Genomic DNA, 23,337 nt, shown 5'->3' with positions numbered 1-23,337 from the left:
CAGCCTCAAGTTTTATCTGAGGCACCTGATTCATCCCGGCAGCACCCCGGACAATCCGCATCGGGCCGATTCCCGACATTGCCCAAGAATTTCGCAAGAAACCAGTTCCCCCAAGAGCCACAAAGAAGGTAGGACACCGTGAACCCGGTAATCAAGAAGTTCCAGTTCGGTCAGTCGACCGTCACCCTCGAGACAGGCCGCATCGCCCGTCAGGCCACCGGCGCAGTGCTGGTCACCGTTGACGACGACGTCAGCGTACTGGTGACCGTGGTCGGCGCCAAGCAAGCCGATCCGGGCAAGGGTTTCTTCCCCCTGTCCGTTCACTACCAGGAAAAGACCTACGCCGCAGGCAAGATCCCTGGCGGTTTCTTCAAGCGCGAAGGCCGTCCTTCCGAGAAGGAAACCCTGACTTCCCGACTGATCGACCGTCCGATCCGTCCGCTGTTCCCTGAAGGCTTCATGAACGAAGTGCAGGTCGTCTGCACCGTCGTTTCCACCAGCAAGAAGACCGATCCGGACATCGCTGCGATGATCGGTACCTCGGCTGCCCTGGCCATCTCCGGCATTCCGTTCGACGGCCCGATCGGCGCCGCCCGCGTCGCTTTCCACGAAAGCACCGGCTACCTGCTGAACCCGACCTACGAGCAACTGGCCGCTTCGAGCCTGGACATGGTCGTGGCCGGTACCGAAGAGGCCGTGCTGATGGTCGAATCGGAAGCCAAGGAGCTGACCGAAGACCAGATGCTGGGCGCCGTGCTGTTCGCCCACGACGAATTCCAGTCGGTCATCAAGGCCGTCAAGGAACTGGCCGCCGAAGCCGCCAAGCCGACCTGGGACTGGGCGCCTGCCGCCGAGGCCACCGAACTGCTGGGCGCGATCCGTGCCGAGTTCGGCGAAGCGATTTCCCAGGGCTACACCATCACCGTCAAGGCCGACCGCTACGCCCGTCTGGGCGAGCTGCGCGACCAGGCGGTCGCCAAGCTGTCCGGTGAAGAAGGCCAGCCTTCGGCCGGCGAAGTGAAAGCCGCTTTCGGCGAAATCGAATACCGCACCGTTCGCGAGAACATCGTCAACGGCAAGCCACGCATCGACGGCCGCGACACCCGCACCGTGCGTCCGCTGAACATCGAAGTCGGCGTGCTGCCGAAGACCCACGGTTCGGCGCTGTTCACCCGTGGCGAAACCCAGGCCCTGGTGGTCGCGACCCTGGGCACCGCCCGTGACGCGCAACTGCTGGACACCCTGGAAGGCGAGAAGAAAGACTCGTTCATGCTGCACTACAACTTCCCTCCGTTCTCGGTGGGCGAGTGCGGTCGCATGGGCGGCGCCGGCCGTCGCGAAATCGGCCACGGCCGTCTGGCCCGCCGTTCGGTCCAGGCCATGCTGCCTGCCGCCGACGAATTCCCGTACACCGTTCGCGTGGTGTCGGAAATCACCGAATCCAACGGCTCCAGCTCGATGGCTTCCGTGTGCGGCGCTTCCCTGGCGCTGATGGACGCCGGTGTGCCGATGAAGGCGCCGGTGGCCGGTATCGCCATGGGCCTGGTGAAGGAAGGCGAGAAGTTCGCCGTCCTGACCGACATCCTGGGTGACGAAGACCACCTGGGCGACATGGACTTCAAAGTGGCCGGTACCGCCAAAGGCGTCACCGCACTGCAGATGGACATCAAGATCAAGGGCATCACCGAAGAGATCATGGAGATCGCCCTGGGCCAGGCCCTGGAAGCGCGCCTGAACATCCTCGGTCAGATGAACCAGGTCATCGGCCAGTCGCGTACCGAACTGTCGGCCAACGCACCGACCATGATCGCGATGAAGATCGACACCGACAAGATCCGCGACGTGATCGGCAAGGGCGGCGCGACCATCCGTGCCATCTGCGAAGAGACCAAGGCGTCGATCGACATCGAAGACGACGGCTCGATCAAGATCTTCGGCGAAACCAAGGAAGCCGCAGAAGCTGCCCGTCAGCGCGTTCTGGGCATCACCGCCGAAGCCGAGATCGGCAAGATCTACGTGGGCAAGGTTGAGCGCATCGTCGACTTCGGCGCGTTCGTCAACATCCTGCCGGGCAAGGACGGTCTGGTGCACATCTCGATGCTGAGCGACGCTCGCGTAGAGAAAGTCACCGACATCCTGAAGGAAGGCCAGGAAGTGGAAGTGCTGGTGCTGGACGTGGACAACCGCGGCCGCATCAAGCTGTCCATCAAAGACGTGGCGGCTGCCAAGGCTTCGGGCGTTTAATCGACCCCAGGCTTTCGCGCAATGAAAATGCCCCGCCGTGAAAACGGCGGGGCATTTTTTTTCCTGTCAAAAATGATTGCGGCGCGAGATGGGTTGCCGGGCGCCGAGACCGATGCTAGGTTTAGCCCACCGCCCGTGTAGCTCAGCCGGTAGAGCAGCGCACTCGTAACGCGAAGGTCGCAGGTTCGATTCCTGTCTCGGGCACCATTCCCCTCATTTCACCTTGCGGCTCAGCTCCTCCACGGTGCGTTTGAGCTGATCCATCGCGCGATCCTGATCGCTGATGTCCCGCTTGAGGCTCGACAGTTCGCTTGAGCTTGAGCTTGAGCTGGAGCTTGAGCTGGAACCGCTGCTGCGTTTGAGTTCTTCTACCTGGCGGCGCAGGTTGTCCAGTTCCCGATCCTGCTCCTTGACCTTGTTCCTGAGTTCGTCGGTGTCGCGGCTGCCGGCGCTTGAGCTGGAACCGCTGCTGCGCTTGAGTTCCTCCAACTGCCGGCGCAGGGTGTCCAGTTCGCCATCCTGTTTCTTGACCTGATCCTTGAGCTGGTCGGTCTCCCGGCTGCCGGCGCTGGCGCTGGAGCCGCTGCTGCGTTTGAGCTCTTCGAGCTGGCGCGTCTGGTCGGCGAGGGTTTCGCGCATCTTCTTCAGTTCATCGATGCTGATGTCGGTTCTGACGATCACGGTCTTGCCGCTGTCGTTGTGGATGGCGGGAACCGAGTCGCCGTAGCTGGGGAATCGGTCGCTCAGCTCGATGGCCATTGCATTGCCCGGCAGGGCCAGTGCCCCGAGCAGCGCGGTCATGGCGGTGGTGGACACAACAGACGACATCTTCGAAAGGCTGCGCATCACTGGGTTTCCTTGTGGACAGCGGAGGGGTGTGCCGACATGGCACATCGCTATGACTCGGAATCCGGATTTATGTTCCCCCGGTCAGCTTTTTGTGCGAGAGATGTAAAGACCCGTGTCATTCGTCATCCAAACGTCCTATATTCGGCGCCAGCACAAGCATCGCCCTGCAGTGTTCAGATGATCCCGAATGGTTCCGAGGCCGGACAATCCGCGGCAGAGAGATCCCAGAAGATCCAGATCCATCACCCATTCCCCTGATCAGCGAGAACGCCATGATCCCAAAAGAACAACGAATCGATGTAGCGCTGGAGAAGTACCTGGCGGCGACGCCTTCCCTTCAGGAAGAGATCAGCGCCCTGGACGCCACCGAGCAAAAGCAGCAGGCGCAGTGGGCGTTCGAGGACGAAGCCGAGTCCCGCGGGCTGGAGCCTTGGGAACTGGTGCTGGAGCTGGTGGCCGAGACGCCGCAGGAGCTCAAGGCCATGCGCCTGGAAGTGCATCAGGAAGTGGCCGAGGCCTTGGGCATGGAGCTGCAGGACTATCTTGAGCTCAACGAAATCGACGATTGAAACAAAAACGCCAGCCCCGACGGAGCTGGCGTTTTTCGTTGCGCGGCGGCTTCAGAGGCTCAGGCGCATCGACAGGTCCACCGCCTTCACGTCCTTGGTCATGGCGCCGATGGAAATGTAGTCCACCCCGGTGCGGGCGATCGGCAGCAGCGTGCTTTCGTTGATGCCGCCGCTGGCCTCCAGCTTCGCCTTGCCGCCGTTCAGGCGCACGGCTTCGCGCATGTCGTCCAGGCTCAGCTCGTCGAGCATGATGATGTCGGCGCCGGCGCCCAGCGCCTCTTTCAGTTCATCCAGGCTTTCCACTTCGATCTCCACCGGCTTGCCCGGCGCGATCCGGTGCGCGGCGGCGATGGCCTGGGGGATGCCGCCGCTGGCGGCGATGTGGTTTTCCTTGATCAGGAACGCGTCGTACAGGCCGATGCGGTGATTGTGGCAGCCGCCGCAGGTCACCGCGTACTTCTGCGCCAGGCGCAGGCCCGGCAGGGTCTTGCGGGTGTCGAGCAGCTTCACGCCGGTCTCGGCGACGAAATCGGCCAGCTGTCGGGCGCGGGTCGCGACACCGGACAGCATCTGCAGGAAGTTCAGCGCGCTGCGCTCGCCGGTCAGCAGCGAACGGGCCGGGCCTTCCAGGTGGAACAGCGGCTGGTTCGGGCTGACCCGGTCGCCGTCGCGCACCTGCCAGTGCACCGCCACCCGCGGGTCGAGCTGACGGAACACGGCGTCGACCCAGGCGGTGCCGCAGATGACGGCGGCGTCGCGGGTGATGATGGTCGCCTTGGCCAGGCGTTCGGCCGGGATCAGTTGTGCGGTGATGTCGCCGCTGCCGATGTCTTCGCGCAACGCACGGCGGACGTTGGCTTCGATTTCGGCGGTCAAATCGGCGAGACGTAGGTTCGGCATAACGGGCTCCACAGACAAAGTGGCCCGATTATAGGGGCATGGCAGGGCCCAACCCAAGGCGGGTGCGCAGGGACTTGAGCGCAGCCGGTCGATTTCCTTGAGCAAATGCGCGCCGGGTGCGGTCACTGAAGCAGCGCCGGGGCCTAGGGGAATCCCTGAGGGCTCTGGCGCCGGGGACATTTTTTGCAAGATAATCCGCCTTGCATTTGACGTCATGGCTTTGACGTTTGTCTTGAAGTCCGTTTTCCGGCCGCTCCCGACAGGGGGCCGCAGGCCCGCGCACTTGAAGAATCACCGTTTCAGGAGGCTTGGATGCACAACGACGGGAATGTGGTGCCTTTGCGCAAGGCCGCTACCGATCCGGCGAACCCTTCGCCGCTCGCCCGCCTGCCTGTGATTCTGCTTCAGGTCCGCGACAAGGCCACCCAGCAACTGCGCCACGGCCTGCAGGCGCTGTTCGACAATGCCGACGACACCCTGTTCGAAATGGCCGACCGGGCCCGCAGCGACGTCGAGCAGAATCTCTTTTTCGAGGCCATGCGCGACCTGCGCCTGAAGCGCAAGAACATCGAGCGCGGCTTTCTCGAACATCTCTTCGAGGCGTTCGTCGGCCTCACCCAATACGATCCCGCGCAAAACGCCTTGCCGTCCTCGTTGCTGCCGCACGAAGCCTGCGAGCGCACCGACGACCGGGAACGCAGCGTCGCCATCGAGACCATGGTCGGCCGGGTGCTGAGCCGCGACGGCTTCGCCCTCGACCAATTGACGGCGCGGCTCAATGCCCTGCTCGGCAAGGCCCTGGAGGACCGGCACAACCCGTTGGGCCCTTCGATGCTGTGCGAATACTTTCTGCTGGCCGGGCGCAACCTGGGAGTGGGGATCAAGGTCAAGCTGATCCTGCTCAAGCTGTTCGAGCGCTACGTGCTGGCCGACACCGATCAGCTCTATGCCGAAGCCAATCAGTTGCTGGCCGCCACCGGCGTGCTGCCCGAGCTGAAACCGGCGCCCGTGCGCCGTGCCATCGACCAGGCCGTTGCCCATGCCCGCAGTGAGCCTGCGCACAGCGAACCGCCTGCGCTGGAGGACGGCGTGCAGGAAGTCTTCTCGGCGTTGCAGGCGCTGCTGTCGCACCTGCGCGGCAGCGTGGCGCCGATCCTGGAGCCCAGTTCGGCGGTCCAGCCGATCTCCACCCGCGACCTGCTGCGCCTGCTTTCGCACTTGCAGCAATACGTGCCGACGCTGGCGGCGCTGGACGACTTCGACCTGCGCAACCAGCTCGAGCAATTGCTGACCCAGGTGAGCGTGCGCAGCGGCAAGTCGCGCATCGTCGGCGGCGCCGATGAGGATGTGATCAACCTGATCGCCATGCTGTTCGAGTGCATCCTCGACGACCGCAACCTGCCGGACTCGCTCAAGGCGCTGATCGCCCGGCTGCAGATCCCGATGCTCAAGGTCGCGGTGCTCGACAAGAGTTTCTTCAGCCGCAGCAGTCACCCGGCGCGGCGCCTGCTCAACGAAATCGCGGACGCCGCCATGGGCTGGGGCGAGTGCGACGGCCATGCGCGGGACAGCCTGTACCTGCGCATTGAGCAGGTGGTGCAGCGTTTGCTGAGCGATTTCAATGACGATCCGGCGATCTTCTCCGAGCTGCTGGCGGATTTCCTGGCCTTCACCGGCGACGAGCGCCGCCGCAGCGAATTGCTCGAGCAGCGCCTGCGCGATGCCGAAGAGGGGCGGGCGAGGACCGAACTGGCTCGCCGCCGGGTGGAGCAGGCGCTCAACCAGGCGTTGCCGGGCAAGGTGCTGCCGCCCAAAGTGGTGGCGTTCGTCCAGGACGCCTGGAGCAAGGTACTGCTGCTGACCTGCCTGAAGCACGGCGACCAGAGCGCCGAATGGCGGGCGGATGTGCAGACCATGGAGCAATTGGTCTGGAGCGTGCAGCGGCACGACGGGCCGGAGTCCGGCATGCGCCTGTTGGCGATGGTGCCGGGGCTGCTCAAGTCGTTGCGCGACGGCCTGAACAGTTCGGCGTTCGACCCGTTCGCCACCAGCGAGTTTTTCAGCGAGCTGGAAGCGCTGCACGTGCGCCTGTTCGAGCGCACCGATGAATCCGGGCCCGCCGAGGCGCTGGTCTTGGTCGAGGTGGCGCTGCCGGTGGCCCTGCGCGCGGCGGACGAGGGCATGCCTTTGCGCCTGCCGCAGGACGATGCCGGCCTGCGGCAGGTCGAGCAACTGCGGCTGGGCAGTTGGGTGGTGTTTCGCGAAGACGAAGAGCACACCTTGCGCTGCAAGCTGGCGGCCATCAACGAGACCACCGGCAAGTTCGTGTTCGTCGACCGCACCGGCATGAAAGTGCTGGAGCGCGACCGCACCGGACTTGCCCTGGAGCTGCGGCGCGGTGCGGCGTGGCGGCTGGACGACACCTTGCTGTTCGACCGCGCGCTGGAGTCGGTGCTGGGCAATCTGCGGCGGCGCAATCGCGCCAAGTGATCGCGTCCGGTACGCCGATCACGGCATACTGGGCGCCAACACAGTCGGCGTTGAAGGAATCGGTATGCAGTTGGATCCCGCAAGCGGGTGGTGTCACGGGGTGCAGGTCTGTCCGTCGCCCAACTTCAATGAACGCCCGACGGGCGAAGTCTCCCTGCTGGTCATCCACAACATCAGCCTGCCGCCGGCGCAGTTCGCCACCGGCAAGGTGCAGGAATTTTTCCAGAACCGTCTGGATGTCACCGAACATCCCTACTTTGCGGGGATCGCCGACCTGCGGGTGTCCGCGCACTTTCTGATCGAGCGTGACGGCAAGGTCACTCAGTTTGTCTCCTGTCTGGAGCGCGCCTGGCATGCCGGTGTCTCCAGCTTCGGGGGGCGCGAGACCTGCAACGATTTTTCCGTGGGCATCGAGCTGGAAGGCACCGATGATCTACCGTTCACCGACGCGCAGTACCTGGCGCTGACCGCGCTGACCCGGCAGTTGCAGGCGAGGTTCCCGGCCATCACCGGGCAACGCATCTGCGGGCACAGCGACATCGCCCCCGGCCGCAAGACCGACCCGGGGCCGGCATTCGACTGGGCACGCTACCGGGCGGCCCTGGCACAAGAGGAAGGACAATGAGTTTTCTGGTGTTGCTGTTGGCGGTCTGGATCGAGAAGTTCTCGGCCCTGCGCCATCGGGTCCAACGCGACGGCGGATGGATCCGCGAACTGCACAAGCTCGAAAGCGGCGGCCTGGCCAAGCGCCCTTGGCTGGTGCTGACGGTGCTGGTGCTGCTGCCGGTGGCGCTGCTGGCGTTGCTGCTGGTGGTGCTGGAACCGGTGGCCTACGGCCTGCTGGCCCTGCCGGTGCATCTGCTGGTGGTGATCTACAGTCTGGGGCGCAACGACCTGCTCGGCGGCCTGGGGCCGTTCCGCGACGCCTGGCGCCGGGAAGACCTGCAAGCGGCGGCCCACGTGGCCAAGCGCGACCTGGGCATCTGCGCCGACCGTGGCGAGCAATTGCTGGCGCGGGTGCAGGGGCATCTGCTGTGGCAGGCCTACCAGAGCTTCTTTGCGGTGATCTTCTGGTACTTCCTGCTCGGCCCGGTGGCGGCCTTGAGTTACCGGTTGCTGGCGCTGGCCGAGGAGAACGCCGCGAACCCGGCGGTGGCCGAACGGGCGGCGCAGCTGCGGCACGCATTCGATTGGGTGCCGGTGCGCCTGCTGGCGGCGAGCCTGGCCCTGGTGGGCAACTTCGTCGCGGTCAGCCGGGTGATGCTGCACGAGCTGCTGAACTGGCACATCAGCGCTGCCCGTCTGATCGACAAAGCGGGCCTGGCCGCCGGAGAGATCCCGCCGCCGACGGTCGGTCCGGAAGGCATCAACACCCTCGACTGCCTGTGGGAACTGCTGCTGCGCGCCGCCGTGCTGTGGTACGCCGGGTTTGCCTTGTGGACCGTCCTGGTTCACTGACCCGTATACCCTGTGGTGAGGGCGCAAGTGTCCTCACCACAGTCGTTAACCTTAAGTTACAAAACCTCCCTCCGATTTGAGCTATACAGAGATGGCGCTCGATAGTGGCTATCTGCTGTCGCCCTGCGCCTGCCAATAAAAACAAGAACAAACCGAGGGAGACTTCCAGTGAAGAGCTTGCTCTATCCCGCCGTCTCGCTGATGAACCGCCTGAGCTTCGGCATGAAGTTCAGCCTGATCAGCGTCCTGTTCCTGGTGCCGATGCTGGTGACCAACTTCTATCTGGTGCGCGATTCGTACCGCGAGTTCCAGGGCACCCGGGTGGAACTGCAAAGCCTCGACCTGCTGGGCAGCAGCCTGAGCCTGCGACGGGACCTGGAAACCCTCAACAACCTGGTGCAGATCAACGTGACCCTCGGCCAGTCCGGCAAGGCGGGCAATGTCGAAGCGAACATCACCACCCTCGAGCAGAACGTGCTGGCGCGCCTGCAAGGGCTGAAGGCGATGACCGACGATCCGGAGCAGACCGCGGTGTTCGACGCCAAGCGCGACGAGATGATCGCCGCGTTCAAGGCCCAGCAAGCGGAAAACTCCCTGCAAAGCAAAAGCGCACTGATCGGCAAGCTGCTGGGCAGCGCGCAGATCTTCAGCCAGATCATCGCGAGCCAGGCCGGCCTGAGCCGCGACGGCCAAAGCGACATGCGCCAGCTCAGCGAGCTGGTCACCGCCATCACCCCGGCCATCACCCAGACCCTCGGCGAAGGCCGGGCCATGGGCTCGTACTCGTTGGGCCAAGGTTTTCTCAACAGTTCATCCAGCACCCGCTTCGACGAACTGCTGGCGCAGATCGAAAAACTCCAGGCCGAGTACGGCCTGAAACTGCAGGACGCCCTCGGTTCGAGCAAGGCGGCGCGTGAGTTCCTCAGCGCCCCGGCGGACGCCAGCAAGGCGTCGCTCAAGCAGGCCAGCGAGCTGTTCGAGGAGCAGGTGGTGATGGCCGACACCCTCGATGCGCCGTGGCAGGCGTTCTACGATCAGGTCACCGGGCTGATGGAGCGCACTTACCAGCTCAACGAAGCGACCCTGAAATTCCTCGACAGCCAGTTGCAGCAGCGTCTGGCCCAGAACCGCACGCACATGGTGCTGCAGGCGGTGGCGCTGGCGGTGGTGTTCGTGCTGATCTTCTACCTCTACGGCGGTTTCTACGCCTCGACCCGCACCACCCTGAAACGCCTGGGCGCCATGATGGACAAAGTGGCGGCCGGCGACATGACGGTGAATTTCCGCGCCAACAGCCGGGATGAGTTGGGCGAGCTGGGCGAAGTGTTCAACGGCACCGTGAAGAAGATCCACGACCTGATCGAGCGCGTCGGGCAGACCGTCAGCGAGGTCGAGCGCCAGGCCGGGCAAGTGCAGAGCGTGTCGGCCCAGAGCAACCAGGCGGTGGCCGGCCAGCGTACCCAGATCGAGCAGGTGGCGACGGCCATGAACCAGATGTCCGCCACCTCCCAGGAAGTGGCGCGCAGCGCCGCGGCGGCGGTCAGCAGCGCCCACAGCGTGAACGACGAGACCGTCAGCGGGCGCGGCCTGGTGGAGTCCCAGCAGGGCAGCATCGCGGCGTTGGCCAGCGAGATCGATCAGTCGGTGCTGGTGATCAACCAGTTGGCCAGCGACAGCCAGTCGATCAGCAGCGTGCTGGAAGTGATCAAAAGCATCGCCGAGCAGACCAACCTGCTGGCGCTCAACGCCGCCATCGAAGCGGCGCGGGCGGGCGAGCAGGGGCGGGGTTTTGCGGTGGTGGCGGACGAAGTGCGCACGCTGGCCAAGCGCACCCAGCAATCGACCGAGGAAATCGAGCAGATGATCGCCAAGCTACACGGCGGCGTGGGCGCGGCGGTGAAGGCCATGGGCGTCAGCCACCAGATGGCCAACGGCACCGTGGGGCAGTCGGAAAAAGTACAGCAGGCGCTGGAAAACATCCTCGGCGCGGTCGGCATGATCGTCGACCAGAACCAGCAGATCGCCGCCGCCGTGGAGCAGCAGACCGCCGTGGCCCACGACATCGATCAGAACATCGTCGAGATCAACCGCGCCGGCGAACGCACGGCGCAAGGCGCGCACCAGACCGAGAACGCCAGCCGCGCCCTGTCGGCGCAGGTGGTGGAGCTCAAGCAGCTGATCAACGCGTTCCGGGTCTGACGGCGGGTTCGCTCCGGCCTTTGTGGGAGCGGTCTTGCTCCCACGGCTGAGGTTGTGGAATTTTTTGTAGTACTTTTTTGCTTACATTTGTAAGCCAAATCCTGTTTTTCTCCGCGCTCTGGTTTTTCGTCTTCAATCATTCAAGATCACTCGACTTGACCGCTTGGAGGAGCCCGTTAATGTCCGTTGCCACCTTGGGAGTCCGAGGCCGTTGCGCCCATTGTCAGACCACCCTGGTGCTGAAGCCCTGGCAGCTCAACGCCCTTTCGATCAATGAAGCCTTCACCTGCCCCCATTGCGAGCAACGGCTGGAGCTGCGTTGCCCGCAGCAGATCAAACGGTTCAAGTCGCTCGACTCGCTGGGCCTGTTGCGCGCCAGCGCGCAGGTGACGGTGTGCACCGCGCTGCTGGTGGCGCTGGTGATGGAATGGGTGGGGCTGCTCAGCGTCACCGAACAGTTGAATGCCTCGTTGATTGCGGTTTTCGTGTACTTCGCCGTGACCCGCTACTTCCGCCACCGGCAGCGCCTGACGCTGATCCTCGACGCCGCAAGGGCCCACGGCGACTGAACTACCAGCCGAACACTTCGCAGGCATTGGCCGTGCTGGCGGCGGCCAGTTGTTCCGGGTTGACGGCCATCAGGGTGGCCAGCGCCGCGCAGATCGCCGGCAAATGCGCCGGGGTGTTGCGCACGCCGGGGAACATGGCGGGGGCCATGTCCGGCGAGTCGGTCTCCAGCACCACCGAACCGAGCGGCAGGTCCGCCAGCACCCGGTGCAGGCGCAGCGCCTGGGGCCAGGTCGGCGCGCCGCCCAGGCCCAGCCGGAACCCCAGCTTGATGTACTCCCGCGCCTCTTCGCGGCTGCCGGCGAAGGCGTGGATGATGCCGGCGCGTTTGAGCCTGAACCGCTTGAGCGTGGCGATCACCGCCGCATGGCTGCGCCGCACGTGGATCAGCGCGGGCAGCCCGAAGTCCGCCGCCAGTTGCAGCTGAGCCTCGAACAGCGCCTGCTGGCGCTCGCGGTCGAGGGTTTCGATGAAGTAGTCCAGGCCGATCTCGCCCACCGCGCACAGTTGCCGATGGCCGCGCAGCCGGGTCAGCCAGTCGCCGAGGGCCTGCACGTCCTGCGGGCGGTGTTGCTCGAGATACACCGGATGCAGGCCGAACGCCGCGTACAGGTCGGCGTCGCCTTGCACCAGGTCCCACACCCGTTGCCAGTTGCCTTCATGAACCCCCAGCACCACCATCCGCCGCACCCCGAGGGCGCGGCTCTCGGCCATCAGCGCCGTACGGTCGGCGTCGAAGTCGGGAAAGTCCAGATGGGTGTGGCTGTCGATCAGCTCCACGGTTCAGTCCCGGCGGATGCGCTGCTTGAAGGTTCGGGCGATGGCCTGCACGCCGGGCTCGTAGTCCGACTGCTCGACGGCGGCCAGGGCCAGCGCCAGCGCCTTGTCGGCGATCAACTGGTGCTGCTGGGCCATGGCGTTGACCGGCAGCGGCAGGAAGTCCAGCAATTGCGTGTCGCCGAAGGTGCCCAGGCGCAGCGGGCGGTTCTTGAGCGGGAAGTCGTGCAGCGCATCGAACACACCCTGCAGCAGCACGTAGGAGGTGGTCACCAGTGCGTCCGGCAAATGCCCCAGCCGTTGCAGGAGTTCTTCCATCAGTTGCTTGCCGCAGTCGCGGCTGAACGATTCGGCGTGCTCGATGAGGACGTCGCCCTTGAACCCGGTCAGCGCCTGCCTGAACCCGGCGGCCCGCTCCTGGCTGATGCTCAGTTCGGGACGGGCGCCCAGCAGGACGATTTGCCTGGGTTGCGGGTCGAGCAGGCTCTGGGTCAGGTGCAGGCTGGCTTCGCGGTCATCGCTGATCACCGAGCAGAAGTGCGCAGGATCCATCACCCGGTCGATGGCGATGATCGGCAGGCCCTTGGCCTGCAATTGGCGATAGCTGTCGTCGCCGGCCGGCAGGCAACTGGCGACGATCAGCGCATCGCAGCGACGGGCGCGGAACAGTTGCAGCAGTTGCCGTTCGCTGTCCGGCGCATCGTCGGAGCTGGCGATCAGCAATTGGTAGCCCCGGGCCCGGGCGCCTTGCTCCAGCAGCTTGGCGATCCGCGCGTAGCTGGGGTTTTCCAGGTCCGGCAGGATGAAGCCCAAGGTGCGGGTGTGCCGGCTGCGCAGTCCGGCCGCCTGGGGGTTGGGGGTAAAGCCGTGCTGATCGACCACCGCCCGCACCCGCTCGACGGTGGCGTTGCTGATGCGTTGCTGTTCGGCCTTGCCGTTGATGACGTAGCTGGCGGTGGTCACGGACACTCCGGCCAGCCGCGCGATATCACTGAGTTTCACCCGGGATTTCCTTGTTTTTTCCAGCGTGCCCCGACATTTTCGCCAATCCTACCCGATTCGGGGAGGCGACCATTGTCGCAGCGCAGCCGACGGTTGGCCTTCAAGGATGGGACATTATCGAGTAACGTGCCGATCAATCTAGATTAAACGTTTCAGCAGGCGTATTTTCTGCACTTTAGTCGCCTTTGGCCGGACCTGCCGCGAATCCGCCAAAACTGCCCCTGAAAAGTGCAGGCGCTAAGCTGAAACTATCCACAACAATACCTGGCACCTCCCGATGCCAAAAAGGAGAACGCATGCTCGAGCTCACTGTAGAGCAGATTTCCATGGGCCGGTCGGCTGTGGATAAGTCCGCCGCCCTGCAAATGCTGGCTGACCGCCTGGTGGCCGACGGGTTGGTGGCCGACGGTTACCTGGCCGGGCTCCAGGCGCGGGAGGCCCAGGGCTCGACCTTTCTCGGGCAAGGCATCGCCATTCCCCACGGCACCCCGGAAACCCGCGACCAGGTGTTCGCCACCGGCGTGCGGCTGATGCAGTTCCCCGACGGCGTGGACTGGGGCGACGGCCAGATCGTCTACCTGGCCATCGGCATCGCGGCCAAATCCGATGAGCACCTGCGTCTGCTGCAACTGTTGACCCGCGCCTTGGGCGAGACTGACCTGGGCCAGGCGCTGCGCCGCGCCGGCTCGCCCGAAGCGTTGCTGAAGCTGCTGCAGGGCGCGCCCCAGGAGTTGGCGCTGGATGCGCAGATGATCGGCCTTAGCGTCTCCGCCGACGACTTCGAAGAACTGGTCTGGCGCGGCGCGCGCCTGCTGCGCCAGGCCGACTGCGTGAGCAACGGCTTCGCCGGCGTGCTGCAGCAGGTCGAAGCGCTACCGCTGGGCGACGGCCTGTGGTGGCTGCACAGCGAACAGACCGTGAAGCGTCCGGGCCTGTCCTTCGTCACCCCGGACAAGCCGATGCGCTACCTCGGCCAGCCCCTCAACGGCCTGTTCTGCCTGGCCAGCCTGGGCGAGGCCCATCAGGCGCTGCTCGAACGCCTGTGCGCGCTGCTGATCGAGGGGCGCGGCCATGAACTGGGCCGCGCCACGAGCCGCCGCAAGGTACTCGAAGTGCTGGGCGGTGAACTGCCGGCCGACTGGCCGAGCGCGCGCATCGCCCTGGCCAATGCCCACGGCTTGCATGCGCGGCCGGCGAAGGTGCTGGCGCAACTGGCGAAAAGTTTTGAAGGCGAGATCCGCATCCGTATCGTCGACGGCCAGGACAGCGCCGTATCGGTGAAAAGCCTGAGCAAGCTGCTCAGCCTCGGCGCCCGTCGCGGGCAGGTGCTGGAACTGATCGCCGAACCGGCCATCGCCGCCGATGCCTTGCCGGCGTTGCTGGCGGCCATCGAAGAAGGGCTGGGCGAAGAGGTCGAGCCGCTGCCGGCGGTCTCCCCTGCGCAGGAGGCGCTCGCCGAGGTGGCCGAGGTGCTTGTCGCGCCGGCCTCCGGCAGCCTGCTGCAAGCCATCGCGGCCGCCCCCGGCATCGCCATGGGGCCGGCGCACATTCAGGTGCAACAGGCCATCGATTACCCGCTGCGCGGCGAGTCCGCCGCCGTCGAGCGCGAGCGCCTCAAGCAAGCGCTGATCGACGTGCGGCGCGACATCCAGGGCTTGATCGGGCGCAGCCAGGCCAAGGCCATCCGCGAGATTTTCATCACCCACCTGGAAATGCTCGACGACCCGGAGCTCACCGACGAAGTCGACACCCGCCTCAAGCAGGGCGAAAGCGCCGAGGCGGCGTGGATGGCGGTGATCGAGGCGGCGGCGAAGCAGCAGGAATCGCTGCAGGACGCCTTGCTTGCCGAACGCGCCGCCGACCTGCGCGACATCGGCCGGCGGGTGCTGGCGCAGCTGTGCGGCGTGCAGACCCTGAGCGAGCCCGCGCAACCTTACATTCTGGTGATGGATGAAGTCGGCCCGTCCGATGTGGCGCGGCTCGATCCGACGCGGGTGGCGGGGATCCTCACCGCCCGCGGCGGGGCCACCGCCCACAGCGCCATCGTGGCCCGGGCGCTGGGCATTCCGGCGCTGGTGGGGGCCGGCGCGGCGGTGCTGCTGCTGGCGCCGGGCACGCCGCTGCTGCTCGACGGGCAGCGCGGCCGCCTGCACGTGGACGCCGACGCCGCGACCCTGCAACGGGCCGCCGACGAGCGCGACAGCCGCGAGCAACGCCTGAAGGCTGCCGCCGAACAACGCCATCAACCGGCGCTCACCGCCGACGGCCACGCGGTGGAGGTGTTCGCCAACATCGGCGAAAGCGCCGGTGTCGCCAGCGCGGTGGAGCAGGGCGCAGAAGGCATCGGCCTGCTGCGCACCGAACTGATTTTCATGGCCCACCCGCAAGCGCCGGACGAGGCCACTCAAGAAGCCGAATACCGCCGCGTCCTCGACGGCCTCGCCGGGCGGCCGCTGGTGGTGCGCACCCTGGACGTCGGCGGCGACAAGCCGTTGCCCTATTGGCCGATCGCCAAAGAAGAAAACCCGTTCCTCGGCGTGCGCGGCATCCGCCTGACCCTGCAGCGTCCGCAGATCATGGAGGCGCAGTTGCGCGCCTTGCTGCGTTCGGCCGACAACCGTCCGCTGCGGATCATGTTCCCCATGGTCGGCAGCGTCGAGGAGTGGCGCCAGGCCCGGGACATGACCGAGCGCCTGCGCCGGGAAATTCCGGTGGCCGACCTGCAACTGGGGATCATGATCGAAGTGCCGTCCGCCGCGCTGCTGGCGCCGGTGCTGGCCAAGGAGGTGGATTTCTTCAGCGTCGGCACCAACGACCTGACCCAGTACACCCTGGCCATCGACCGTGGCCATCCGACCCTTTCGGCCCAGGCCGACGGCTTGCACCCGGCGGTGCTGCACCTGATCGACATCACCGTGCGCGCCGCCCATGCCCACGGCAAATGGGTCGGCGTGTGCGGCGAGCTGGCGGCCGATCCGCTGGCGGTGCCGGTGCTGGTCGGCCTCGGCGTGGATGAACTGAGCGTGGCCGGCCGCAGCGTCGCCGAAGTCAAGGCGCGCATCCGTGAACTGACCCTGACCCAGGCGCAAGCCCTTGCCCGGCAGGCGCTTGCCGTGGGCAGCGCACAGGATGTGCGCGCATTAGTGGAGGCTTTGTAAATGGCCAAGATCCTGACCCTGACCCTCAATCCGGCCCTCGACCTGACGGTGCGCCTGCCGCGCCTCGAGGCCGGCCAAGTCAACCGCAGCGACGAGATGCACAGCCACGCCGCCGGCAAAGGGGTGAACGTCGCCCAGGTGCTGGCCGACCTGGGGCATCAGCTGACGGTCAGCGGGTTTCTCGGCGAAGAGAACCTGCAAGCGTTCGAGAACCTGTTCGCCCGGCGCGGGTTCGTCGACGCCTTCATCCGCGTGCCGGGCGAGACCCGCAGCAACATCAAACTGGCCGAGCACGACGGCCGCATCACGGACATCAACGGGCCGGGCCCGGTGGTCGGTGCCGTGGCGCAGCAAGCCTTGCTCGACCGCCTGGTGCAGATCGCGCCGGGCCACGATGCGGTGGTGGTGGCCGGCAGCCTGCCGCGCGGGGTGAGCGCACAGTGGCTGCGCGAGCTGATCGAGCGCCTCAACGGTTTGGGCCTGAAGGTCGCGCTGGACACCAGCGGCGAAGCGCTGCGTACGGCGATCAAGGCCAACCCGTGGCTGATCAAGCCCAACGCCGAAGAGCTGGCGGATGCGCTGGGTTGCGATGTGCTGTCACACGAGGCTCAGGCGCAGGCGGCCAGCCGTCTGCATGCCCAGGGCGTCGAGCATGTGGTGATTTCCCACGGGGCCGAAGGGGTGAGCTGGTTCGCGGTCGGTGCGGCCCTGCATGCCACGCCGCCGAAGGTCAGCGTGGCCAGCACGGTGGGGGCGGGCGACTCGCTGCTGGCCGGCATGCTTCACGGCCTGCTCAGCGCCGATACGCCCGAGCAGACCCTGCGCACCGCCACGGCGATCGCCGCGCTGGCGGTGACCCAGATCGGTTTCGGCATCCACGATGCGGCGCGCCTGGCGCCGCTCGAACAGGGCGTGCGCGTGCGTCCCCTGACAGAACAATAAGAGGGTTTGTCATGAAGTTAGCCATTGTCACGGCCTGCCCGAACGGCATGGTCACCAGCGTGCTGTGCGCCCGCCTGCTGGAGGCGGCGGCCCAGCGCCAGGGCTGGAGCACCAGTGTCGAGGTGGTGGATGCCGCGCACCCGGAGCGCCGGATGTCGGCCGCCACCCTTGAGGCGGCCGAGTGGGTGCTGCTGGTCGCCACGGGGCCGGTGGACATGACCCGGTTCATCGGCAAGCGGGTGTTCCGGATCGCGCCGGCGCAGGCGTTGCAGGATGTCGAAGCGGTGCTGCGGCGCGGGGCCGCCGAGGCCGCCGTGCACGTCGCCGATCGCGCAGAAGCCGTGCCTGCGGCATCGGGCGCCCCGCGCCTGGTGGCCGTGACGGCGTGCCCCACCGGCGTCGCCCACACGTTCATGGCCGCCGAAGCCTTGCAGCAAGCGGCCAAGCGCCTGGGCTATGAGCTGCAGGTCGAAACCCAGGGCTCGGTCGGCGCCCGCAATCCGCTCAGCGCAGCGGCCATCGCCGAGGCGGACGTGGTGCTGCTGGCGGCGGACATCGAAGTCGCCACCGAGCGTTTCGCCGGCAAACGGATCTACCGCTGCGGCACCGGCATCGCCCTCAAGCAGTCCGACGCCACGCTGAAGAAGGCCCTGGCCGAGGGCAAGCCGGAAAGCGCCGCAGGCGACGCAAAGGCTGCGCCGAAACAAGAGAAGACCGGCGTCTACAAGCACCTGCTGACCGGTGTGTCGTTCATGCTGCCGATGGTGGTGGCGGGGGGGCTGATGATCGCGCTGTCGTTCGTGTTCGGCATCACCGCGTTCAAGGAAGAGGGCACGCTGGCGGCGGCGCTGATGCAGATCGGCGGCGAGACTGCGTTCAAGCTGATGGTGCCGTTGCTGGCCGGCTACATCGCCTATTCCATCGCCGACCGCCCGGGCCTGGCGCCGGGGATGATCGGTGGCCTGCTGGCTAGCACCCTCGGCGCCGGGTTCATCGGCGGGATCGTCGCGGGGTTCATCGCCGGCTACACGGCCAAGGCCATCAGCCGCTATGTGGCCTTGCCGCAAAGCCTTGAGGCGTTGAAGCCGATCCTGATCATCCCGTTGTTCGCCAGCCTGTTCACCGGGCTGGTGATGATCTACGTGGTCGGCAAACCGGTGGCGGGCATGCTCGCGGCGCTCACGCATTTTCTCGACAGCATGGGCACCACCAACGCGATCCTGCTCGGCGTGCTGCTGGGCGGCATGATGTGCGTCGACCTCGGCGGGCCGATCAACAAGGCCGCGTACGCGTTTTCGGTGGGGTTGCTGGCATCGCAGAGCTACGCGCCGATGGCAGCGACCATGGCCGCCGGCATGGTGCCGCCGATCGGCCTCGGCCTCGCCACGTTCCTCGCCCGGCGCAAGTTCGCCCAGACCGAGCGCGAGGCCGGCAAGGCGGCGCTGGTGCTGGGGCTGTGCTTCATCTCTGAAGGCGCGATCCCGTTCGCCGCCAAGGATCCGCTGCGGGTGATCCCGGCGAGCATCGCCGGCGGCGCGCTGACCGGTGCGTTGTCGATGTACTTCGGCTGCAAGCTGATGGCGCCCCATGGCGGGCTGTTCGTGATGGCGATTCCGAACGCGATCAACCATGCGTTGCTGTACCTGCTGGCGATTGTCGCGGGGAGTCTGCTGACGGCGGTGGCGTATGCGGTGGTCAAGCGGCCGGAATCGGTGGAGCTGGCCGTGGAGCCCAGCGCGGCTTGAGCGCCAGTCTGTGGCGGGACGGCTGTGGCCTTGGACGGGTGTCACTCCGAGGTCATGAAGCCGTGCTTTAGTTTTCCTTTTTCAGGGAGAACACCATGAGCGAATTCGACCTCGGTCGCCGACGGGTCATGCAGGTCGTCGGCGCCGGATTGCTGGTGCCGGGCATGGCGCCGGCCGTGATCGCCTCGGTCAAGGACCGGCCGAAACTCACCGACGGCGTGCAGTCCGGCGACCTGCTGGGCGACCGCGCCATGATCTGGAGCCGCACCGACCGCCCGGCGAAGATGGTGGTGGAGTGGGACACCCGCAGCCGCTTCGGCAATCCGCGTCGCGTCGTCTCGGCGCTGGCCGATGCCGGCACCGACTTCACCGCCCGGGTCGAGCTCACCGGCCTGCCCGCCAACCAGGCGATCTTTTATCGCGTGCACTTCGAAGACGCCCGCACCGGCGTCGCCAGCGAGCCGTGGCTGGGCCACCTGCGCAGCGCACCGCAGGCTGCGCGCGACATCCGTTTCGTCTGGAGCGGCGACACGGTCGGCCAGGGCTTCGGCATCAATCCGGACATCGGCGGCATGCGCATCTACGAAGCCATGCGCCTGCGCCTGCCGGACTTCTTCATCCACAGCGGCGACACCATCTACGCCGACGGCCCGGTGCCGGCGCAACTGACCGTGGAAGGCGGCCGCATCTGGCGCAACCTCACCAGCGAAGCCAAGAGCAAGGTCGCCGAAACCCTCGACGAGTACCGCGGCAACTACCGTTACAACCTGATGGACGAGAACGTCCGCCGGTTCAACGCCGAGGTGCCGCAGATCTGGCAGTGGGACGACCATGAAGTGGTGAACAACTGGTCGCCGGGCAAGCAGCTCGACGAGCGCTACCAAGGGAAGGACATCCACACCCTGGTGGGCCGCGCCCGCCGTGCCTGGCTCGAATACGCGCCGATGCGCCGGCAGGCCGCCGACGGCGGCGGGCGGATCTACCGTCGGCTGAAATACGGGCCGATGCTGGAAGTGTTCGTGCTCGACATGCGCAGCTACCGCGGGGCCAACGACGACAACCTCGGCGCGGCCAAGCCTTTCCTCGGGCGCGAGCAACTGGACTGGCTCAAGCGCGGGCTCAAGAGTTCCAAGGCCCAGTGGAAGGTGATCGCTGCCGACATGCCCATCGGCCTCGGTGTGCCCGACGGTGAAGTCAGCCCCGGCGTGCCGCGCTGGGAAGCGGTGGCCAACGGCGCCCCCGGCCCGGCCCAGGGGCGCGAACTGGAGATCGCCGAACTGCTGGGCTTCCTGCGGGCGCAGCAGGTGCGCAACTTCGTGTTCCTGACGGCGGACGTGCATTACTGCGCAGCCCATCACTACCACCCCGACCGCGCCGCCTTCCAGGACTTCGAGCCGTTCTGGGAGTTTGTCGCGGGGCCGTTGAACGCCGGCAGCTTCGGGCCCAATGCGCTGGACAAGACCTTCGGTCCCGAGGTGGTGTTCCAGAAGGCGCCGCCGACGCAGAACGCCTCGCCGCTCGCCGGGTTCCAGTTTTTCGGCGAGGTGAACATCGACGGACGCAGCGGCGAGATGAGCGTGGTGCTGCGGGACCTGAACGGGGTGACGGTGTTCGAGCAGAAGCTGCAGCCGGCCTGAACCCTGCGGCACCTGTAGGAGCGAGCCTGCTCGCGATGGCGGTGGGTCAGTCAACGATCAGTCGACAGGCCCGGCGCCATCGCCGGCAGGCTGGCTCCCGCCGTGGGGATGTGTCAGTAGACGTCGCGGCGGTAGCGGCCCTGTTCGATCAGGCGCTCGACTTCGGCGGCGCCGAGGATGTCGTTGAGCGCCTCGTCGACACCCGAGGCCATGCCCTTGAGGCTGCCGCAGATGTAGATCGCGGCGCCGTCCGCCAGCCACCGTTTCAGTTCCTCGGCGGATTCGCGCAAGCGGTCCTGCACGTAGACTTTCTCGGCCTGATCCCGCGAGAAGGCCAGATCCAGCCGTGCCAGATCGCCGTTGACCAACCACTCCTCCAGCTCCGCGCGGCAGAGGAAGTCGTGCGCGCGGTTGCGTTCGCCGAACAGCAGCCACTGACGTTGCTGGCCATCGGCGATCCTGGCCTTGAGCAGGCTGCGCAGTCCGGCGAGCCCGGTGCCGTTGCCCAGCAGAATCATCGGCACCGGCGCGTTGGGCAGGTGGAAACCGCTGTTGCGCCGAACCCGCAGGCTGATGCTGCCGCCCACCGGGGCGTGCTCGGTCAGCCAGCCGGAGCCGATGCCCAGGCTGCCGTCGCTGCGCAGTTCCTGGCGCACGATCAGTTCCAGCACGCCGTCGGCGGCGATCGAGGCGATGGAGTACTCGCGCATCGGCAGCGGCACCGTCGCATCGACCAGCGCCTGGGCGTGCAGGCCCACCAGGTGGGCCCGGTGTTCGGGCAACTGGCGGCTGGCCAGGGCCAGCTCCAGCGGCTCTTCGAGGCCGTTGACCTTGACCGTGGTTTCGCCGCGGATGCCGAGGCCGTCGAGGAAGTGCTCGATGGCCCACGGGCAGTTGCGCGGCAGCACTTCCACCAGGTCGCCGGCCAGCCAGCTGCCGATGCCGGGTGCCGTCAGGCCCAGCAGGAAGACCGGAGCGCCACTGCTGTCGGCGTTCATCAGCTCGCGGCGCGCCAGCGTCCAGTTCTCATAGTCCGGGGCCTGCCAGGTGTCGACCGGGGCCTGCCCAGTGATCAGGCCCAGTTGCGTCTGCCAGTGGCGCAGGGCGTAAGGGTCGCCGCCGTCGACTTCCACCGGGGCGAACAGGGTCTTGCCGCCGTGCTCGCCCAGCCAGCGGTGCAGGCGCCGGGCGAAGCCGCAGAAGTGTTCGTACTGGCGGTCGCCGAGGCCGAGCACGGCGTAGTTCAGGCGGTCGAGGGCCGGGGCGTTGCCCAGCACCTTGCGCTCGAAGCCCCGGGCGCTGTCCGGTGCCTGACCGTCGCCGAAGGTGCTGACCACGAACAGGGCGTTGTCCGATTCGCGCAGGTCCTGTTCGCTGACGTCGGCCAGCGGTTGCACCTTCACCGGCAGCCCGGCGGCCTGCAACTGGCCGGCGGTCTGCCAGGCCAGTTGTTCGGCGAATCCGCTCTGGCTGGCGAAGCCGATCAGCCATGCCGGCGCATCACCGGTCGGTTGTCCGATGCCTCGGCGGGCGTCCCTGACCTGTTTTTTCTTGCGGCGGCGGTCCAGGTACAGCAGCCAGCCGGTGATGAAGAACAGCGGCATGAGCACGGCGGCGACGGTCACGATGATCCGCCCGGCCAGGCCAAAGTAGCTGCCCACGTGCAGGGCGTAGATGCTGGTCAGCAGTTGCGCCTTGAAGCTCTTGTCCGCGTAGCGGTCGACCCGTTTGACGATGCCGGTGGCCGGATCGAGGGTGATCTGGTTGAGGGCGCGCTCATGGGGCGAGCTCTCCAGCAGGTAGAACACGGTGGCCGGTTGGCCGGCCACCGGCGGCATGCGGATGTTGTAGGCGGCGAGGCCGGGGCCGGCGGCGCTGTAGATGCTGCTCCACATCGCCGCGTAGTCGGCGGTCGGCGCCGGGCCTTCGGGGGCCGGGCCGCGGCCGCCGCGCACGCGCTCGTTTTGCGGGGCGTCCGACAGCAGCCTGGTCAGGCCTTTGTTGTACCACTCGTAGGACCAGGACAGCCCGGTCAGCGCCAGCAGCAGGTACACCAGCAGGCACCAGGTGCCGGCCACCGAGTGCAGGTCCCAGTTGAAGCTGCGGCCTTTTTTGTTCCAGTCCAGGGTCAGCCACACGCGCCAGCTGTTCCACTGGCGCGGCCAGCGCAGGTACAGGCCTGACAGGCAGAAGAACACCAGGATCAAGGTGCAGGCGCCGGTGATGTTGCGGCCGGTGTCGCCCATGGCCAGGAAACGGTGCAGTTGCAGCATCAGGCCGAAGAAGTCCTGGCCGACGGCATCGCCCATGAACTCGGCCGTGTAGGGGTTGAAGTAGCGCATTTCGCCGCGGCGCTCGCCCTTGGGCGGGGTGAAGTACACGCGGGCGGCGGTGCCGCTGTCGGTTTCGACCCAGAGCATCGAGACCTTCTTGCCCGACGCGCCCTCGATGCGCTCCACCAGTTCGGCGGGCGGAAGGACGCCGGCCACCTGTTTTTCCACCTGCAGCACCGAGGGGTTCAGCGCCCGCAGGATTTCGTCCTGAAAGGAATAGGCCGCACCGGTGATGCCCATCAGGGCCAGCACCAGGCCTGCGCTGATGCCAAAAAACCAGTGCAGCTGGAACAGGGTCTTCTTCAACACGTCATTCGCCTTGTCCGTTCGAAAATGTCGTCACGGCGCGCATTATGCCGTGGCCTTTGAGAAGCGTTCTTTGATTACGCACAAATGCCCCGTTCAATCGAATGAACGGGGCATTTGCGTTTCCACGACTTCCTTGCGGGAGCGAGCCTGCCCGCGAA

Annotated in this window: 16 protein-coding genes, 1 tRNA gene and 1 pseudogene; 13 read left to right on the top strand and 5 right to left on the bottom strand. The window is 66.4% G+C overall.

Features of this window, described 5'->3' with window-relative positions; all coding sequences use genetic code 11:
* Positions 1 to 138: 138 nt before the first annotated feature.
* Together pnp and KVG96_RS20650 are read left to right on the top strand one after the other, a co-directional pair.
* A complete protein-coding gene (gene pnp, locus KVG96_RS20655) occupies positions 139 to 2,244 on the top strand; it encodes a polyribonucleotide nucleotidyltransferase (RefSeq protein ID WP_217893704.1) in 2,106 nt (701 codons plus the stop codon).
* Between the two features lie 131 nt (positions 2,245 to 2,375).
* Positions 2,376 to 2,451, top strand: a tRNA-Thr gene (locus tag KVG96_RS20650).
* Positions 2,452 to 2,457: 6 nt separating this feature from the next.
* Here the strand turns inward: KVG96_RS20650 and KVG96_RS20645 are convergent.
* Positions 2,458 to 3,090, bottom strand: coding sequence for a hypothetical protein (locus KVG96_RS20645; protein ID WP_217893703.1), 633 nt, complete (start codon positions 3,088 to 3,090; stop codon positions 2,458 to 2,460).
* Between the two features lie 275 nt (positions 3,091 to 3,365).
* On the opposite strand from KVG96_RS20645, the gene KVG96_RS20640 reads away from it, so the two are divergent.
* Positions 3,366 to 3,662, top strand: a complete 297-nt coding sequence (locus KVG96_RS20640) for a DUF6388 family protein (protein WP_217893702.1) — start codon at positions 3,366 to 3,368, stop codon at positions 3,660 to 3,662.
* Positions 3,663 to 3,713: 51 nt separating this feature from the next.
* Here the strand turns inward: KVG96_RS20640 and nadC are convergent, their stop codons facing one another.
* Positions 3,714 to 4,562 (bottom strand): carboxylating nicotinate-nucleotide diphosphorylase, encoded by an 849-nt coding sequence (gene nadC / locus KVG96_RS20635; RefSeq protein WP_217893701.1) that lies wholly within the window; start codon positions 4,560 to 4,562, stop codon positions 3,714 to 3,716.
* A gap of 312 nt (positions 4,563 to 4,874) precedes the next feature.
* On the opposite strand from nadC, the gene KVG96_RS20630 reads away from it, so the two are divergent.
* From KVG96_RS20630 to KVG96_RS20610, 6 genes and pseudogenes are all read left to right on the top strand, one after another.
* Positions 4,875 to 7,052, top strand: a complete 2,178-nt coding sequence (locus KVG96_RS20630) for a DUF1631 domain-containing protein (protein WP_217893700.1) — start codon at positions 4,875 to 4,877, stop codon at positions 7,050 to 7,052.
* 64 nt (positions 7,053 to 7,116) lie between these two features.
* Positions 7,117 to 7,677 carry a 1,6-anhydro-N-acetylmuramyl-L-alanine amidase AmpD gene (ampD, locus tag KVG96_RS20625; protein WP_217893699.1) on the top strand — a complete coding sequence of 187 codons (561 nt, stop codon included), beginning with the start codon at positions 7,117 to 7,119 and terminating at the stop codon, positions 7,675 to 7,677.
* Positions 7,674 to 8,510 carry a regulatory signaling modulator protein AmpE gene (gene ampE / locus KVG96_RS20620; RefSeq protein WP_217893698.1) on the top strand — a complete coding sequence of 279 codons (837 nt, stop codon included), beginning with the start codon at positions 7,674 to 7,676 and terminating at the stop codon, positions 8,508 to 8,510. Before ampD ends, ampE begins: the two co-directional genes overlap by 4 nt.
* Positions 8,511 to 8,711: 201 nt before the next feature.
* Positions 8,712 to 9,851 (top strand): annotated as a pseudogene (locus KVG96_RS27845) (HAMP domain-containing protein); the annotation flags it as partial.
* A 144-nt stretch (positions 9,852 to 9,995) separates the two neighbouring features.
* On the top strand, positions 9,996 to 10,709 hold the full coding sequence (locus KVG96_RS27840) for a methyl-accepting chemotaxis protein (RefSeq protein WP_371916637.1): 714 nt from the start codon (positions 9,996 to 9,998) through the stop codon (positions 10,707 to 10,709).
* Positions 10,710 to 10,888: 179 nt separating this feature from the next.
* Positions 10,889 to 11,278 carry a hypothetical protein gene (locus KVG96_RS20610; RefSeq protein ID WP_217893696.1) on the top strand — a complete coding sequence of 130 codons (390 nt, stop codon included), beginning with the start codon at positions 10,889 to 10,891 and terminating at the stop codon, positions 11,276 to 11,278.
* Between the two features lies 1 nt (position 11,279).
* Here KVG96_RS20610 and KVG96_RS20605 read toward each other — a convergent pair whose 3' ends face one another.
* Together KVG96_RS20605 and cra are read right to left on the bottom strand one after the other, a co-directional pair.
* Positions 11,280 to 12,056 carry a TatD family hydrolase gene (locus KVG96_RS20605; RefSeq protein WP_217893695.1) on the bottom strand — a complete coding sequence of 259 codons (777 nt, stop codon included), beginning with the start codon at positions 12,054 to 12,056 and terminating at the stop codon, positions 11,280 to 11,282.
* 3 nt (positions 12,057 to 12,059) lie between these two features.
* A complete protein-coding gene (cra, locus tag KVG96_RS20600) occupies positions 12,060 to 13,055 on the bottom strand; it encodes a catabolite repressor/activator (RefSeq protein WP_217893694.1) in 996 nt (331 codons plus the stop codon).
* Positions 13,056 to 13,351: 296 nt separating this feature from the next.
* Here cra and ptsP point away from each other — a divergent pair, with 296 nt between their 5' ends.
* The 4 genes from ptsP (at position 13,352) to KVG96_RS20580 (ending at position 20,537) form a co-directional block, all read left to right on the top strand.
* Positions 13,352 to 16,213, top strand: a complete 2,862-nt coding sequence (gene ptsP / locus KVG96_RS20595; protein ID WP_217893693.1) for a phosphoenolpyruvate--protein phosphotransferase — start codon at positions 13,352 to 13,354, stop codon at positions 16,211 to 16,213.
* A complete protein-coding gene (pfkB, locus tag KVG96_RS20590) occupies positions 16,214 to 17,155 on the top strand; it encodes a 1-phosphofructokinase (RefSeq protein WP_217893692.1) in 942 nt (313 codons plus the stop codon).
* Between the two features lie 11 nt (positions 17,156 to 17,166).
* The gene (locus tag KVG96_RS20585) at positions 17,167 to 18,900 is read left to right on the top strand and encodes a PTS fructose-like transporter subunit IIB (protein ID WP_217893691.1); all 1,734 of its coding nucleotides are present in this window, start codon (positions 17,167 to 17,169) and stop codon (positions 18,898 to 18,900) included.
* A gap of 95 nt (positions 18,901 to 18,995) precedes the next feature.
* Positions 18,996 to 20,537, top strand: a complete 1,542-nt coding sequence (locus KVG96_RS20580; protein ID WP_217893690.1) for an alkaline phosphatase D family protein — start codon at positions 18,996 to 18,998, stop codon at positions 20,535 to 20,537.
* 113 nt (positions 20,538 to 20,650) lie between these two features.
* Here KVG96_RS20580 and KVG96_RS20575 read toward each other — a convergent pair whose 3' ends face one another.
* Complete coding sequence (locus KVG96_RS20575) at positions 20,651 to 23,179, bottom strand: PepSY domain-containing protein (RefSeq protein ID WP_217893689.1); 2,529 nt, start codon at positions 23,177 to 23,179, stop codon at positions 20,651 to 20,653.
* Positions 23,180 to 23,337 lie beyond the last annotated feature (158 nt).

Origin of the sequence: Pseudomonas ekonensis, assembly GCF_019145435.1 — a bacterium.
GTDB lineage: Bacteria > Pseudomonadota > Gammaproteobacteria > Pseudomonadales > Pseudomonadaceae > Aquipseudomonas > Aquipseudomonas ekonensis.
Note: the sequence above shows the minus strand (reverse complement) of the source record. Positions and strands in the feature narration are given on the sequence as shown.